This is a genomic window from Polaribacter aestuariivivens, assembly GCF_005885675.1.
Classification (GTDB): domain Bacteria; phylum Bacteroidota; class Bacteroidia; order Flavobacteriales; family Flavobacteriaceae; genus Polaribacter; species Polaribacter aestuariivivens.
Genome location: NZ_VANR01000004.1, coordinates 97,910 through 115,074, shown reverse-complemented (window position 1 = coordinate 115,074; position 17,165 = coordinate 97,910). Strand labels below are relative to the sequence as shown.

At 29.3% G+C, this 17,165-nt stretch carries 6 protein-coding genes; all 6 read right to left on the bottom strand.

Features of this window, described 5'->3' with window-relative positions:
• Positions 1–6 precede the first annotated feature (6 nt).
• Positions 7–567, bottom strand: a complete 561-nt coding sequence (rfbC, locus tag FDT66_RS08510) for a dTDP-4-dehydrorhamnose 3,5-epimerase (RefSeq protein ID WP_138535752.1) — start codon at positions 565–567, stop codon at positions 7–9.
• Positions 567–1,421 carry a glucose-1-phosphate thymidylyltransferase RfbA gene (gene rfbA, locus FDT66_RS08505; protein WP_138535751.1) on the bottom strand — a complete coding sequence of 285 codons (855 nt, stop codon included), beginning with the start codon at positions 1,419–1,421 and terminating at the stop codon, positions 567–569. Before rfbA ends, rfbC begins: the two co-directional genes overlap by 1 nt.
• A 182-nt stretch (positions 1,422–1,603) precedes the next feature.
• On the bottom strand, positions 1,604–2,560 hold the full coding sequence (locus tag FDT66_RS08500; RefSeq protein ID WP_138535750.1) for a PorP/SprF family type IX secretion system membrane protein: 957 nt from the start codon (positions 2,558–2,560) through the stop codon (positions 1,604–1,606).
• 6 nt (positions 2,561–2,566) lie between these two features.
• The gene (locus tag FDT66_RS08495) at positions 2,567–13,018 is read right to left on the bottom strand and encodes a T9SS type B sorting domain-containing protein (RefSeq protein WP_138535749.1); all 10,452 of its coding nucleotides are present in this window, start codon (positions 13,016–13,018) and stop codon (positions 2,567–2,569) included.
• A gap of 51 nt (positions 13,019–13,069) precedes the next feature.
• Positions 13,070–14,959 carry a PorP/SprF family type IX secretion system membrane protein gene (locus FDT66_RS08490; protein WP_138535748.1) on the bottom strand — a complete coding sequence of 630 codons (1,890 nt, stop codon included), beginning with the start codon at positions 14,957–14,959 and terminating at the stop codon, positions 13,070–13,072.
• A 1-nt stretch (position 14,960) separates the two neighbouring features.
• Positions 14,961–17,138, bottom strand: coding sequence for a T9SS type B sorting domain-containing protein (locus tag FDT66_RS08485; RefSeq protein ID WP_138535747.1), 2,178 nt, complete (start codon positions 17,136–17,138; stop codon positions 14,961–14,963).
• Positions 17,139–17,165 lie beyond the last annotated feature (27 nt).

Below are 17,165 nucleotides of genomic sequence, written 5' to 3'. Positions count from 1 at the left end.
AAAATATTAACTAAGCTCATTGGTAAGCTTAAAGTCAACAATTGTTTTTAAATTTTTATCTTTTTCAGATAATAAAATCTCGTCTTCACTCAACTTCCAATCTATATTCAAAGTTTTATCATTATAAATAATGCCATCTTCGGCTTCTTTGTTGTAATAATTATCGCACTTATAAGAAAATATAGTATTATCCTCTAAAGTGGCGAAACCATGTAAAAATCCTCTTGGTACAAATAATTGTTTATTATTTTCTCCAGATAATTCTATTGAGAAATGTTTACCAAATGTTAGTGAATTTTTTCTAAAATCTACAGCAACATCTATAACTTTACCTTGAATTACTCTTACTAATTTGGCTTGTGCATGTTCGCCTTTTTGTAAATGTAAACCTCTTAAAACGCCTTTTTGTGATATAGATTGATTGTCTTGAACAAAATTTACTTGTATGCCTGTTTTTTCTTCAAATATTTTTTTATTAAAAACTTCAAAAAAGTTACCTCTTTTGTCTCCAAAAACAGTTGGTTCTATTAAAAAACAACCTTTTAAAAATGTTTCTGTAACTTTCATTAAATTTTAAATAAATTGTTAGAATATCCACTTTTTAAAAGTGGTTCTGTTAAATCGGTCATTTCTTTTTTTGTAATAAAACCAGCTCTAAATGCAGCTTCTTCAATAGCACCAACTTTTAAGCCTTGTCTTTCTTCTATTACCTGCACGAATTGGCCTGCTTGCATTAAAGAATCAAATGTTCCAGTATCTAACCAAGCTGTTCCTCTATCTAATATTTCTACTGATAGTTTTCCTTGTTTTAGATAAACATTATTAATTTCTGTAATTTCTAATTCTCCTCTTTTACTAGGTTTTATATTCTTAGCAATTTTTACAACTTCATTATCGTAAAAATAAATTCCGGGAACTGCAAAATTGGATTTTGGTTTTAACGGTTTTTCTTCAATAGATAAAACATTATTTTGTTCATCAAACTCAACAACTCCATATCTTTCTGGATCATTTACATGATATGCATATACAATTCCGCCATCTGGATTATTATTTGCTTTTAATAAATTTGATAAACCAGAGCCATAAAAAATATTATCTCCTAGAATTAAAGCTACTTTATCTTTACCTATAAATTTTTCACCAATAATAAATGCTTCTGCCAAACCATTAGGGTTTTCTTGTACTTCGTATTGAAAGTTACATCCTATTTGAGATCCATCTCCCAATAATTTTTTAAAAAGTGGTAAATCTTGTGGTGTAGAAATAATAAGAATTTCTCTTATTCCTGCAGAAATTAACGTTGAAATTGGGTAATAAATCATTGGTTTATCATACACTGGCATTAACTGTTTGCTAACTGCTAATGTTAATGGGTGTAATCTTGTGCCAGAACCTCCTGCTAGAACTATTCCTTTCATATAGTGTACTATTAAAAACTATTTCAACTTTTATTTGATATGAATAATATTTATGTAGAAATAAAAGTCTAAAATATAATTTTAGCTTTCAAAAATACAATATTAACTAAGAAAGTTTACTTGTTTTTAAGTTTAATTAGTTGTAAAAACATAACTAATTTTTTATATGATTTATTGTTTAACTATTGAAAAATATAATATTTTTGAGTACATCTTGCTGCGCTTGCGCTTCTAACAAAATCGAAGCCTAAAGTAATCATATGAGAACCCACGTTAAAAGCTTGGGTTTTGTTTGTATTGATTCCAAAACCATAAGAAGCGTAAAAATTCCCTTTTTTTATTCCTACAATTGGTGCAACACTATTAGGGTTTAAAAATTGGTCATTCAAAAAATTATAACTTATGCCTGCCCAAATGTAACCATCGTTTGTTTTTTTTCTAAGCTTAAGGTTTAAATCTGTTCTAGATCTTTTGTCTGCTTCAAAATACTCTACAAAAACCGAAGGTTCAAATTCATAATTGGCAGAAAATTTATTAAATATATAGTAATTAAAAACAGTATATCTTCTTAATACCAAGGGTTCTCCGTTGGTAAATGTTGCTTCATCTTTATCTAAAATATTAGAAATATTTAAACTGATTCCGTAATGATTAAAACGATATAAAAAACTTACATCAAAATTTGAAGAATTTACACTTCTATCATCTATTACAGAAGAGTCTGATCCTGAGAAATTGTTGGTATCTATTCTAAACATATTATAACTATATGTAAAACCGAAAGAGAAAAAACTATCGTTAAATCTACTTAATGTTAAGTGACTTGCAAAGGTTATTTTAGCACCTTGTTGTGTTGTGTTTCCATTTCTATCATTAAAAACAACTAAACCTCCACCAAATCTATCTCCAATTCTACTTTCTATTGAAAAAGACTGTGTGTCTGGTGCATTTTTTACTCCTAACCACTGAGACATTCCATTGATTCGAATTCTTAATCCGGTTCCAATTCCAGCGTAGGCTGGAGTAATTACAAATGGATTGTCACCCATATAATTTAGGTATTGTGGTAAATTATTTTCTTGACTGAATAAATTTAAGTTTGTTATTATACAAATAACAATTATATATATTTTTTTCATAATCTATTATCTATATAGTGTGAAGTTTCCAATTAACTTTTTTTCAGCTCCTAAAATGTCTGAATAGTAAATAACATACCAATAATCTCCTGTTGGCATAGGTTTACCGTTATAAATTCCATCCCAACCTTGTTGAATTCCATTAAACTCTTTTAGCAATCTGCTATATCTATCGTAGATATAAACCCTAATATTATGATAGGTTTCTACTTGTTCTGGATACCAAAAATCGTTTTCATTGTTATTGTTTGGAGTGAAAAAGTTTGGAATTATAATAGGAATATACTCTCCTATAACTTTTGCAGAAACTTCGCAACCTTTTTCATCTTTTACGGTAATTGTGTATTCTTGTGTAACGTTGATTAAAAACGTATTATCAAAAATAAAATCGCCTCCATTTAAACTATAGGTATAAGGAGGTGATCCTCCATTAATTTCGGCTATTAGTGTGTTTTTTGTATCTGTATTGATAAAGATTTCTAAATTATCTACTTTTTCAATTTCTATTTGCTCGGTTACAAAACAGCCATTTGAATGTGTTGCTTTTAATTCATATTTTCCAGGAGGCAAATTTTCATATGTTCCATTAGTTTGTTGTTGTTCACCATTAAGTGTATAAGTAATTTCATCTTTTAAATCTGTGTTTATTATTCTTGATGTTACTATTGCACCTTCTGAACAAGTGTAATTTACAGATGTTGAAAGGTTTAAATTTATGGCTGGTTTTAATGAAATAGCAACTGTTTTTTCACATCCATTTTTTCCTTTTACAACTACATTGTATGTTTTTCCACCTGCTAAGTTTGAAAAAACGAATTGATTTTCTTTATAAGCTTCATTTTCTATTTTTGTTGAATATGGCGCTTCATCTCCAGAAATTTTAAGTTCAAATGACCCATTAGCATCTCCAGAACAAGAAACTTCAACAATGTTTATAGGCTCTATTAATAATTCTGTAGGTTCAGAAATTACTACTGTTTCTTTAATTGGTTCACAACCCAATTCATCTTTTACAAAAACATCATAAGTACCAGCAGCCAAATTAGGAAATACACTTTGTGATTTATAATTTACTCCATCTATACTACATAAAAAATCACCTCTTCCTCCTTTTGCGTTTATAGTTATTGATCCATTATTTGCACCAAAACATTCACTATTTTTTGTTAAAATAGGTCCATCAAAAATTAAAGGTTCTGGATTGTCAATTATAATTTCTTCATTAATTGTACATCCTGAAGTGTGTGAAGTTGTTAATGTGTAAGTTCCTGATGGTAAATCTTTAAACTCTCCAGAAGTTTGAGGAGCTCCACCATTTAAAGAAAAAGTTACTTCATTGCTAAGTGAAACATCAACAGAGGCATTTATTGTTGACAGGTAGTTCGTGCAATTTACTACTGTGTTTGTTGTTACATTTAAAGCAACTGCTTCTTGCAATTGTACAGTTACTATTTTTTCGCAACCACTAGCATCCTCAATAAAAACTACGTGTGTTTTACCACCAGATAAATTATTAAAATCTAACTGATTTTCTATAAAAATACCATCATTTAATTTTGTTTTATAAGGAGCTTCACCTCCTGAAACATCTAATGAAAATGAGGCGTTTGCTTCATTAAAACAAGTTTCATTTGTAATATTTACTGCTGTAGCTTTTAATTCAGTAGGTTCTTGAATAGTTACAGTTTCCATTATAAAACATCCGTTTTCATCTTGTACTATTACGTCATACAGTCCTGCAGAAAGGTTTGTAAACACATTTTCATTTACATATTTAACTTGGTTTATACTGTAAATTAAATTACCTGTTCCACCTTTTGCATTAATAGTTATAGTTCCATTATTTTCTCCAAAACAAGTGATATTACTAACTTCTACAGGAGCTATTAATTCTAAAGGAACTGGCTCTATAATTTCGTGAGCTGAGGTTGTAAATACACAATCTTTACTAGTAACTCTAACTTTATAAATACCTGCATCTAAATTTTTGAAAGTTTCTGAGGTTTGTTTTGGTCTTAAAACAACATCAACTTCATTTAATAATTCATATTCATAGTTACCTAAACCACCAGATGCACTCGCAGAAATTATTGCATTTTTTTCTGTTGCACAACTAATTAATGAAGCTTCTACATTTAATATTGCTGTTAATGGTGTCAACGGATTTATGTTTATAATGGTTGAAGCGTCAGAAATACATCCTTTGTTGTCTTTCACATAAAATTGATGATTGCCTGCTGTAACTGTAAAAAGGTTAGAGTTTGTAAAATTAATTCCATCTTTACTAAAAGTATAATTTCCAGTACCTCCTGTTGCTGTAACTTCTACTAAAGCTGTACCAACATCGCAAGAAATATTATTTTTAATAAATGCATTTGCTATGATTTTTGAAGGTTCATTTATTGTAACTGGAAATTTAAAATTACATGAAAAATCGTCTGATACAGTAACTGTATAATTGCCATAACTTAGACCTTTGAATATGTTTGATTTTTGTTTTGCTGAAATATTTCCTCCATCTTTTTGAATTTGGTACCAATAGTTTGTTGGATTTCCTTGTCCTCCTGAAACTGCATCAATACTAATTTCTGCAGTATTGCCTCCGAAACAATCTATTTGGTTTATTTCTGACCATGTTGCGACTATTGGTGTTGGATTATTTAAGGTAATATTTTTTGAAATTTCACATCCGTTTTTATCTAAAACCAATACTGTAAAAATATCTGCAGATAAGTTTTCTATGAAATTATTGCTACTATAATCTTGAATAAGATTTCCAGAAGATGATACTACTTTATATAGATAGTTTTCCCAACCTCCAGAAGCATTAATTAAGATAGAACCAGTATTGGAAGCGTTACAACCTATTTCTGTAATTACAGTTTGAAAATCTAATGCAGCAATTGGGTTTTCTACAGAAAACACTTCTGATATTACTTCGCAGAAAGGAGCTTCTGTCATTTTTACAACTACATAATAATCGCCTTCATTTAAATTGTTTATAGTTGTTTTTCCTATTGAATTTCCAGATGTTGTTGTTGGGTTTCCTGTTGTTTGATTAAATAAACGATAAGTATAATTTCCAGTGTAAGGAGTAGATGCATCAAAATCAATCGAAACCTCACCTGTATTGCTATCAAAACAAGAAACATCTTTTTGTTTATTTACTTGTAACTGAAATGTTTCTAAATCTTTTACCTGATGTGCTATTTCTAAGCTACAATTTGTATCTAAATTGGTTATTGAAATAGTATATATATCTTTTAATAAGTTGGTAAAAACACCAGTATTGTTTGTTTCAGAAAATCCTGAGTTTCCTTTAATTGAAAAAGATACGTTTGCTATTGGTAATGTTGATGAATAAGTTACTGTAATGTTTTCGCCTGTGATACAGTCTAAATTTTTATCAACAGAAACTGTGGCAGCAGTAATTTCTGAAAATGGTTGAATAATTGCATTTGTAGTTCCTATACATCCTGCAGAATCGTATACATTTATTGTATAATTTCCACCATTTTTATCATCAGAAATAAAGGTTGAATTATTTCCAGTTTGAACAATGGTGTCATCTGAAACATCTGCAGTACCTTTATTGTTTATAAACTCAAAAGTTGTATACGAACCTGTACCTCCAGAAACTAAAGAGGTGTTTATTGATATTTTTGCATTTTCACTTATGGTTGAAGTATTGCATAAAAACTGAGTAATTATTGGTGTTGGTACAACAATTGGGTCGAGTTCTTCTATTAAAACGTTTGCTTTATCTACACTACAACCATTTGAACCTACAACTGTAATTATATAATTTCCTGGAGATACATTTACAAAGCTATTAGAGGCAATATCAAAATTACCAGAAGAAGGACTTAAACTGTATGTGTAGTTTAAGTTTGGATTTGAATTAAGTAACGTAATTTTACCAGAATTACTGCCTTCACAAGAACTGTTTTCGATTGTATAATCGAAATTTGGTAAAATGGCTTCAGGTATTTTAATGGCTATTGTTTTAAAACAGTTGCCACTAGAAATAGCATTATCGTAAACAATTACATTATAATCATCTGCTTTAGATAAACGAATCGTTTCTGGGTTATTTACCAAATTTGTTCTTGGGTAAATTGTATTTCCTGAACTATCTTTTACTTCGAAATCGTAATTACCAGAACCACTAATTACGTTTAAAGATAATTCTGAATCTGGGATTAATGAGCAATCTAAATTCTTGGTTATGGTTCCTTCAAAATCTAAGGTTGGTATAATTTTTACAATTTCTGTAGCACTCTCACAGCCATTGCTATCTTTTATTTTTACAGAATAATCTGCTGGTTGTAAATTATTAAATACTGATGAGTTTTGAAATGTAACTCCGTTATCTATGGAGTAAAAATAAGGTGCTAAACCTTTATTACCTGTTACTGTTATCGTTTTGTTGGAATCACAGCTATTTGCTGTTACTGTAGCTATTTCTGGATTTTCACTAACATTCATGTTTACAGTATCTATCAATTTAAAACAATCTGATTGATCTTTAGCTTGTACAGTAATTGTAGATGTTGCTGTTGGATTTTTAATATTTGAAAGAGGTATTTCTATAGAAAGGTTAGAAGTAACGATGTCATTTACAAAATTTGGACTGCTTAAAGTAAATTGATAATTACCAAAACCTCCTTGTATATTGTTAATTTCTATAATTCCAGGAAAATTACATGTAATATCTTTAACGTTTAAAGCAGTTCCAAAAATTTCAGTTGCTTGTTTAATTTCAACATCTCTACTTCCCCATGAACAAGAAGCTCCATTTGTTATAATTAAATAATAATTTCCAGAAGATAAGTTTGACACTGTAATATCATTTGTATTACTCTGACTTCCGTTTAAAATATTTGCATTTGTTGTTTTGTTAAATAAACTCCAATTTAAATTACCTGTTAATGGATTTTTACTATCATCTATAGAAAAAATAATTTCTCCTGTATTAGATGTTGGACATGCATTTTTTACAACATTTCCAGTAATCAAAATTTCTGGTGAATATGCATCATAAACATCTACGCTGTTTTGTTTTATACAACCTGTAGCGTCTTTTACATAAAATGTGTAATTTAATCCTGGGGTTAAATTATCAAACACGTATTGACTTGAATTTGAAGGAATTGGACTTTGCCAAGATGAATCTGAATTAATTGAAAATTGATATGGCGCAACACCATCTTGAGCCTCTACAGTTACACTAAATCCGTCAACACAAGTTCCTCCTGGAGTTGTACTTACCACTAAGTTAGAAACCGGATAAGGAATTTCGTAAGCATCTAAATATTTTTCACACCTTACTGTAACTCCATCTGATTCCAATAACCTAATTGCAGGAAATACTTTTGTACCTGATGCAATATTCATAAAAACAGGATTTGTACTCCAATTTGTACCATTATCTGAACTATAATTTAAAATATAAGGATTGTAAGAATTGGTAGTTTCGAACTCAAACCCAAATTGACTTGGGTCTATTACAGTACAATCTGGTACAATAGGTTTTATTGTTGCATCTAACAAAATTGGGTTTTCTATTATCGCGTTTGTAGTTTCTACACAGCCATCTTTTCCTGTTACTGAAATAGTATAATTTCCTGCAGAAAGATTTATGAAATCTTTAGTAGTATTAAAATACAAATCTATAATACTTAATAGACCTGAAGGTCCATTCAATTCAATTTTGTAAGGTGCTGAACCACCTGTTATATCAAGTTTTATTGATCCTTTTTCACCAAAACATTTTGGGTTTATATTGGTTGCGTTTAAATTTAAATCTGGTGTTTTATTAACGGCTATAGTTTCTACAAATTCACAATAACCAATAGTACCAGAATGATCTCTTACAAAAACATCGTAGTTACCTGCAACATTTACACTTTTTGTGTTTTGATTTGTAAAGTCTGAATCTGTTGGCAATACTCCATTAGCAACTATTGCGTAAACATAATTAGCGTCTCCACCAAATGCATTTATTGAAATTTCGCCCTGTTTACAACTTATATTTGTAACATTTATGGAGGCATTTAATTGCGGATAAATTGTGTGACTTGAAGCAACAGATTCACATCCTAATTCATCTTTAACCTTTACAGTATATGTATTTTGAACTAAATTTAAAAAAGTATATATATTTGGAGTTGTTGTATTTGGAGAAAACCAAGGACCATTATTAATGCTAAAAAAATAATTTCCATTTCCTTGAGTTGCATTTACCGTTATTTTACCATTAGAACCATCATAACATTGTGTACTTGTAGCTGCGTGTTGCACCTCTACAGCTGGTGTAATTTCAATTGTTGCATTTGTACTTGAAAAACAATTATTTGCATCTTTTGCTTGAATTGTATATTCACCAGCAGAAAGGTTTGTAAATTGATTTTGCCAAGAAATACCATTATCTATACTATATTGATAAGGTGGTTTTCCTCCAGAAGCATTTGGAGTTATGGTTGCATCTGAACCACTACAAGAAAGTTTTTTAGTTACTGCTGCTGAAACTAAAATTTCTGTAGGTTGTGCAATAATTTCTGTACCTAAATCTAAAATACAACTCTCTTTTTTTATTTGAACACTATAACTATTAGCATTTAAATTAGATATTGTTAAAGGAGAAATACTTGAAGAAACCCAATTTTGTCCGTTTAAAGAGTACTCATAATTCCCATCAAAATTTTCTACAGATAGTGTAATGTTTCCATCTGTACCTCCTAAACAGCTTACATTATTTGAAGAAGATATAAAACCATTAAAAGATTTATTTGGTTGTATAGTAGCTGTAATGGTTTCTTTACAATCTAAACCATAATTAACATCTATAAAATATGTTCCAGGGCTTAAATTGTTAAATACATTTGAGCTTGTAGAAACGCCTCCATTAATTTGATATGTATAAGAAGTATTTGCTGGTTTTACCGTAATTGAGCCTTTGCCATCGCAAGAATAAGTAATATCTGATGTAAAATTTGGTGCTGTAGGTAAAGGATTTATTGTAATGTTTTGTAGGTTTAAAATACAGTTATTTGCATCTTTAATAGAAGGTAAGTATATTCCTGATTTTAAGTTATTAAAACTTTTTTGAGAAATGTAATTGCTACCGTCAATACTAAATTTGTAAGGTGGTTTACCACCAGAAATAGCATTAAAAGTAATAATACCTAAACTACTACAGGTGTAATCTTGCACCAAACTGGCAGAACCAAGAATTTTTGTTGGCTCTGTAAGTGTAATTGTTTTTTCATAAACACAAATATCTAAGTCTTTTGTTGCATTAATTTTTACAGTATATGTGCCACTTGCCAAATTATTGAAAATACCAGATGATTTGTATGTTGTGCCATTATCTATGCTATATTCTAAAGCATATCCAAGAGAGTTACCATCAATAGAAAGATTTATTGCCCCATCTTTTTCTCCAAAACAACTGATATTTTTTATTTCTTCTTTAAAAACTAGTTCTGCTTCTTTGTTTATAACAACTTCATTTGAGAGTTTCCAACAGTTGTTAGCATCCATTACTAAAAACTGGTAAGTTCCTTGCTTTCCGTTTGAAATATTTATTGAATTTTCTGTAAAAAAATCTGAAATTGGAATTTCTTCGGCAGTATTATAAAAATTAACTCCATTATAAGACCATATTGCATAATTGTAAACTGGTGTTCCTCCAGTAGTGTTAAATTTTATGACACCATCTGAACAATTAATATCTTTTGATACTACTGCATTAAAATCTAATGGCGTTGGTTTTGTAAAAGTTACATTGCCAATAAAATTACAATTGTTTGGTGCAGAAACCTCTACTGTATACGTTCCTTCTTGAGCAACTTCAAAACTATGATCGTTGTCTGGTTTTGGACCAACTGTTGCTAAATTTGCTCCATCTTTGAATAATTTATAAGTATAATCTCCTGGAATATTTTCCACTTGAACTCTAATTTCTCCTAAAGAAGTTGAGCAAGAAATGGAATTTGTAATTAGTTTTACATCAATATTTTTCTCTAAAACATCAATATTATTTACTGTATAAATACAAGATGTTGCTGCACTTCCTTTTTTTCTTATGAAAATAGAATAACTACCTGATGAAGAAATATTAAAAGTATTGGAATCTTGAAAAGAACCAGGATTGTTTGTTAAGCTAAATTCATAATCATTTGGAATGTTATTGATTACGATACTTCCGGAATTTCCACAAATTATATCTTCTGTTACAATTTGAGGATTTAAAGTTGCTTTGAAAACATTAAAATAAAAACGCTTAAAACAACCACCTTGAGATCTAATTTCTAAACGATATTGCCCAGGAGAATTCGCTGTAAAATCGTTGCCATTTTTAACTGTATTCCAAACACACGTATTATTTACATTTGCGCAATCTTGGTCTGTAACTGCAGCACAAGAAGTTTCATCTAGTTTTTGCCAAATTATAGTGTCTGAATTATCTATATTGGTTTCTATTTGTTTGATACTTTCATCTCCACAAAGATAAATTTCTGCTAATTGAGAACCATCATTAGGGCACGTTTTTACTTCATCTGCATAAGCTAAAAGAGGATTATCTTGTGTATAAAACGAAACTACATTTATAATTTCTGATGAACTGATACAACCTACTGGAGCCAGTTTAGAAACTGTATATGTACCAGTTTCTGAAACAGTTATTGACTGAGAGTTTCCAATTACTTCTCCTTTATCATTTTTCCATTCGTAAGAAATAAATCCACTTCCTGCAGTTAAGGTTACGTTTTCAGCACATAAAATTTCGTCACGTTCAAATTTACATCCAGAAACATCTACTAGAAAATTTGATGGTCCTTGCAAGCCTATATTACATGCATCTACTCCATAAAAACTTGGATCTTCGTTTATTGATATGCCACTTGTTTTACCAACATAGCTTGCAATTACTTGATTTTCTATTCTATTGGAGCATACGTCTCTTAACTCATTACAGTTTTCTACAACCTTAACTTTTATTCTTATATTGTATTTAGGATCTCCTTTTTCAACCAAATTATCTGGTATATTAAAACGTAAAACTCCTCTAAATTCATTACTTAAAACTGGTGGTTCGTATGTATACGTAATGCCTGGTGGTAATGATAGTTCAGCTTCTAATAAATCTACATTTTTAGGTAATCTGTCAATTAATACTGTGTTTAATGCATCGTCATTTCCTTTGTTTCTAAAGCTTACATTATACCAAATTAAATCGCCTAAATCTACTTCATCACCTGCAATATCATTACCTTCATCATCTTCAATTGTTTTAATTAATTCTATATCTGGCTCTATAATATCTATACTCATAGCATTTAAGAAAACCCAATATCCATCTCCTTGAGAAGTCATACTAACTTTTGCGCTAGTTTGGTTATTTGCTATTAGTTTATTGTTTACATTATTTACGTTAAATAAATCTGCATCAAATCCTAAAGTATTTTGGCTTTGTGGTTGTCTGCCTGTTTGAAAAGTGTCGTTTACTGTTATAGAACCATTAAAAAAGTTTGTAGCGGAATTTAAGTTTGGAGTAGATAAAGGCTGATAAGTGCCAGTTACATCTTCCATTTTAAACTGATCTCCTTTTAAATTAAAATCACCTTCTAGAGCTGCAACAAGCATTCTTGCTTTTACAGGACCTACTGGTATTGTATTAAATCCTTCATAAGAAATTTCTGCAGATTTAGGATTTCCTCCTCCTTGTATGCTTGCAAAACCATCAAAAATGGAAACTCTTCTACTTGGTTCTGTTTGATTTTCATATACAACTACCATAATCCACCCGCCTGAAGAACCTGTATTGCTTGTACCTCTTACTGTGGCTTTAATATTTGCTGCATAATAATCTCCATTCGCATCACCCAAATTACTTACGATAGAAGTAATATCTTTGTAACAAGTGTATACTACTTTTTCTGCCTCATTACTTGTTTGACCGTCGAAAATAATATCTCCAACAATATTTTGGTAGTTCCCTCCAGGAAGTTTAAATTTAATTTCATTAAAATCGTCACTTCTGGCCTCTTTTGTATCCCAATATTTATAAGGATACACTGCTGCCCAATACAAACCTGCGTATATTACTTTTGAACAACTTGGTAAATTTAATTGTGCCTTACTTGATGAGAAAGTGGTAGCATCACCATCAATATCAATATAATTTAAATTTAGCCTGTTATTTCCTTCACTTGTGCCATTGTAATCGTCGTTAGGCACAGTTCCGTCTTGATCTTTACTTACGATGTTATTTGCAATAAAAGAAATATCTCCTTTTAAATTAACACCACCATTTACAAGCCTTTGTGTGAAGGGTACATTTTTGGCTCTAGTGGAAATTTGACTGTTTTTTTGTGCGTAAAACTTTAAACCAATTGATTGTACAATTAGTAAAAGAAATAGTAATTTTCTTAGGTTTGATAACTTTTTCATATTGGGGGGATTATGAATTATAGTTGATAGTTGATTTTTTATTTTATACTTTTATTCTACATATAGTATCCATTTATCTTCTGTATAATTTCCATTTAAATTAGAATGATATAGTTCTGTAATTTCTTTTTTTGATGTTTTTCTATCCAAATAAACATACCTGTAGTTATTTTTTTTATTGATGAAAAACTTTGGATTTAGTCCTTTTCTTTTTAATTTTTCTATAAATTTATTTGCGTAGAATTTTTTGGAAAAAACATTCACAATCAAATAATAACCAGTTTGTATAGTATTATTAGATTTTAATTTCCTAATTCTTATAGGCTTAGTAGTGATTCCTTTTTTTGATGGTTTTTTTACTGTTATTTGTTTAGCTTTTATAGGTTTTTTGTTCTTTATCAATGTAGTGCTTAAGTTATTTAAAGGAATAACTCCAACTCTATCTTGATTTACTTTAACAATGGATAATAATTTTTTATATCGATTATTAAATTTTGAGGCTACCATGTTTTGGGCTTCATTATTTGTTTTAAATGAGCCTAAATACACATAATAATTATTTTTGTTTGGATGTTTAAAATAACTCGCATTAAACCCTTTGCTCTTTAAAGTGTTTAAAAAATTAATTGCGTTGTTTTTAATTGAAAAATAATTTGCAACTACGTAATATCCATCAGAGACTTTATTTTGTGTAAGATCTTTTTCAAGTTTTTTCTTTGGAATTGTAGTTCTTTCTTTTTTTGATGTAAATGATTTTACGTTTCGTTGTATAGTATCTTTGGGTTTGTTAGAAATAATTTCTACAGCTGTATTTTGCTGATTGCTTTTTATTAATTTAAGTAATTGTAAATGCTTTTTTTGTGCTTCTTTTTGTTGCAAAGCGTTAATGGAGTCTTGTTTAGCTTTGTAAGCATCAATCATTTTGTAAACGTCTTTTTGATTTTTATCATTTACTTCTTGATTTGTTTGTGCTGATTTTTTTGTAGTGGAAAGTTTGTTTTTAAATGATGAATCGTCTTTTATTGTTACGTAATCTTGTTTACCAAAATTATACGTAAGCCCAATTTCATTTGTAATACCCAAATTATTTTTGCCTTGTTCATACACAAAACCGATAGATATTCTTTCAGAAATATTAAATCCGATACCTAATGAAGTTCCGTAAAAATCGTCATAGGTAGATTGAATCCAACCTATTTTTGGCAAGTCTAAAAGTAAACTTGTAGTATATGTTAATTTGTTTTTTCCTGGTTTTTTAACAATATTTAAAAATTGAATTTTTCCATCTTTTAAAAGGCCTTCGCTATTTGCAAAAGGTTTTGTATACATCAAATGACCAGAAATTGTTTTCTCAGAAAAGGGTGTTATAAATTCGTAATCTTTTAAGTCGTAATCGAATAAATTCTCTAAAAATATTCCCATGTCAAAACTTCCTAAAGTAATATTTACTGCTGGCTGAAAGTTTATAATGGGTCTTTCTTGAAAATTACTAATAAATGGATCTGGATTTGTTACTACAATTTTACTCCTATCAATTCCGTTTCTAGAATACATAAAGTTAAATCCGAATGCAAGTGCGTTTTTTTGACTTAATTTTACTTGATATGCATAATTTAGTAAAACTCCGAAATTTTTAAATATGCCAAAGTTTTGTTGAAATACACCTAAACCAACTCCAATTTTTTCACTTATTCTTCCAGAATAACTTCCAACATATAATTGTGGAGAATCATCAAAATCTGAAAATTTATTTCTACTTAAAAAACTTAAATAGGTAGCATTTTCTCTAGCAACAGAAAAAGTAGGATTTAAAAAAAAGCGATTAGATTTTAAAAAATTATGTGAAGAAAAATTGTTGTACAATTCTTCTTGAGTATTTTGCGAAAAAATAGCGGTAACGCAAAAGAGTAAAACTACGATGTAAATGGGGGGCTTAAACATTTTATTTTATAACTGAAATAGTTCCTTTTTTTATGGGTTTATCTTTTGTTTTTATGATATAATAAAACAACTGACTTTTAGAAATTAAATCATTTCTAGGCCAATTGTTTTGATAATTTGTAGTTTTTAACAACAACTTACCATTCGCATTGTAAATTTGAACTTCTACAGCTTCTTTAAATGAATATTGGTTAGATAACACCCATGTATCATTAATACCATCTCCATTTAAAGTAAGCACATTTGGTACTGTTTCTTCCCCCTCTAGAGAAACAGTAACCGTTTTTAAAAGCTCACAATTGTTTACTTTTGCTAATAAATTGTAGTTACCTGCACTACTAATTTCAATAGACGCAACCGTACTTAACACAATACCATTGTCATCTAGCCATTCATAAGAATCTGCTCCACTAGCAGTAATTATTTTAGTTCCCCCCGAACTTAAAATAATGTCTATTGGCGAATCTATCGTAACAACAGATTCGTCAAAATCTAACAATATGATTTCTTTAGATATAACTTCACAACCAAATGCTTTTATTCTAATATGATAATTACCAGGTTCTATAGTTTCTAAAATTGCACTTGTTGCATTGGTTATAATACTATTATTTTTATACCATTGATATTGGTAACTTGTATTTTCTGTTGTTGAAAGTAATATTGAATTTCCATTACAAATCATATTAGAAGATGATGATGAAGTAATAGCACTTTCAGGCAAACTCAATTTTACATCAATTTTATTGGAACTATTTTTTACAATACCTGATGTGATTTCTAACCAATACAATCCATTATCTTCAAAATTATCAATCGTAATATCTTTTTCTAAACCATTAGTTAATTTGGCTCCGTCTTTAAACCATTGAAAGTTCAAATATGAAAGTTGATTATTTGATAATGTGTATGTATTATTTTGTGCGTCTTTTACTTCAACAGACTTTAACAATAAATCTATATTGGTAGATTCACATGAAGTGTAGTTTGTGTCTGTATCAACTTCTAATGATAAAGTATTCAAATCATTAACTACAAATTCTGAAGACTCTTTACTACTTAAACAAGATGTTCCGCTCGTAACTTTTGCCTTATAAATACCAGATTGAGTAATTTCAATTTTATTGGAATTGCTATTTGAAATTTCAACATTGTTTCTGTACCATTTTATTGAAGCATTTATAGCATCATGACCAATCTCTAAAGTTTTGGTTTCACCGTCAAGAATAATTGAATTTGTATTAGAAACTGCAGAAATACTAAAATTTGAATTTACCTCTTTAATCACCACGTTTTCTGAAGTACCTACACAACCATTTGAATTTTCTATTTCTAAACGATATGTGCCAAAATCGTCCATTGATGTTATTGTATAAGTTGGTGAGTAGTTGGGTAAACCAGTTATTTTTTCACCATCTTTAAACCAAGTATATACATAATCTTGATTGTTAGTTTCAGATTCTAGTACATAATTATTACCTGAACATAGTTCTACAATAGCATTTCCTCTTATTTTTGATACAACACTTGGTAATTTTGTAACCTCTACAATATTTGAAAAAACTGATGCAAAACAAGAACCATAAAATATTTCGCTGTAATATAAACCTGGTTCTGTAACAGTTAATTTTGGACCTCCAAAATAAAATTTTACACCATCTTTATACCATTGATAATTTGAGGCTGAAGTATAATTTAATTCTAATTGTTTGGATGCACCATTGCAAAGAATAACATCTTTATAATTATTTAAAATAAGTTTTTCTGAAGTAATATAATAGGCTTCAAAAGCATCAGATTCTGGACTAATTTTTTCTGGTGAAGAAGATTTAACCCTAAGCTTATAACCTGTTCCATGAATGGTTTGTGGTAGTTGAAAATTTACGGTAAATTTAAATGAAGTATTTTGATTGGCAATTGTTTTTAAAATTTCTGAAGAAGAAAAATCACCATTTTCATCAGATAATTCTAATGTAAAAATATTATTATCGTTAAATGTTGCGGAGTTGTAACCTATTTCAACTTCAAAAGAATTGAAGCTATCACTTGCACATGCGTAAGTGTAACTTAATATTGGTTTCTCTATATTTTGAGATACTAATAAAAGTGTACTTAAAATTAATAAAAAAGTAAGGGGGGCTCTTTTTTTAATAATTCTTGTTTTTATGTCTGTTAACAAAGTTAACAACAGGGGTTACAGAATCAA

Bases quoted from the DNA above. Each gene is read 5' to 3' on its own strand.
- rfbC (WP_138535752.1), bottom strand. From the start codon at position 567: ATGAAAGTTACAGAAACATTTTTAAAAGGTTGTTTTTTAATAGAACCA.
- rfbA (WP_138535751.1), bottom strand. From the start codon at position 1,421: ATGAAAGGAATAGTTCTAGCAGGAGGTTCTGGCACAAGATTACACCCA.
- FDT66_RS08500 (WP_138535750.1), bottom strand. From the start codon at position 2,560: ATGAAAAAAATATATATAATTGTTATTTGTATAATAACAAACTTAAAT.
- FDT66_RS08495 (WP_138535749.1), bottom strand. From the start codon at position 13,018: ATGAAAAAGTTATCAAACCTAAGAAAATTACTATTTCTTTTACTAATT.
- FDT66_RS08490 (WP_138535748.1), bottom strand. From the start codon at position 14,959: ATGTTTAAGCCCCCCATTTACATCGTAGTTTTACTCTTTTGCGTTACC.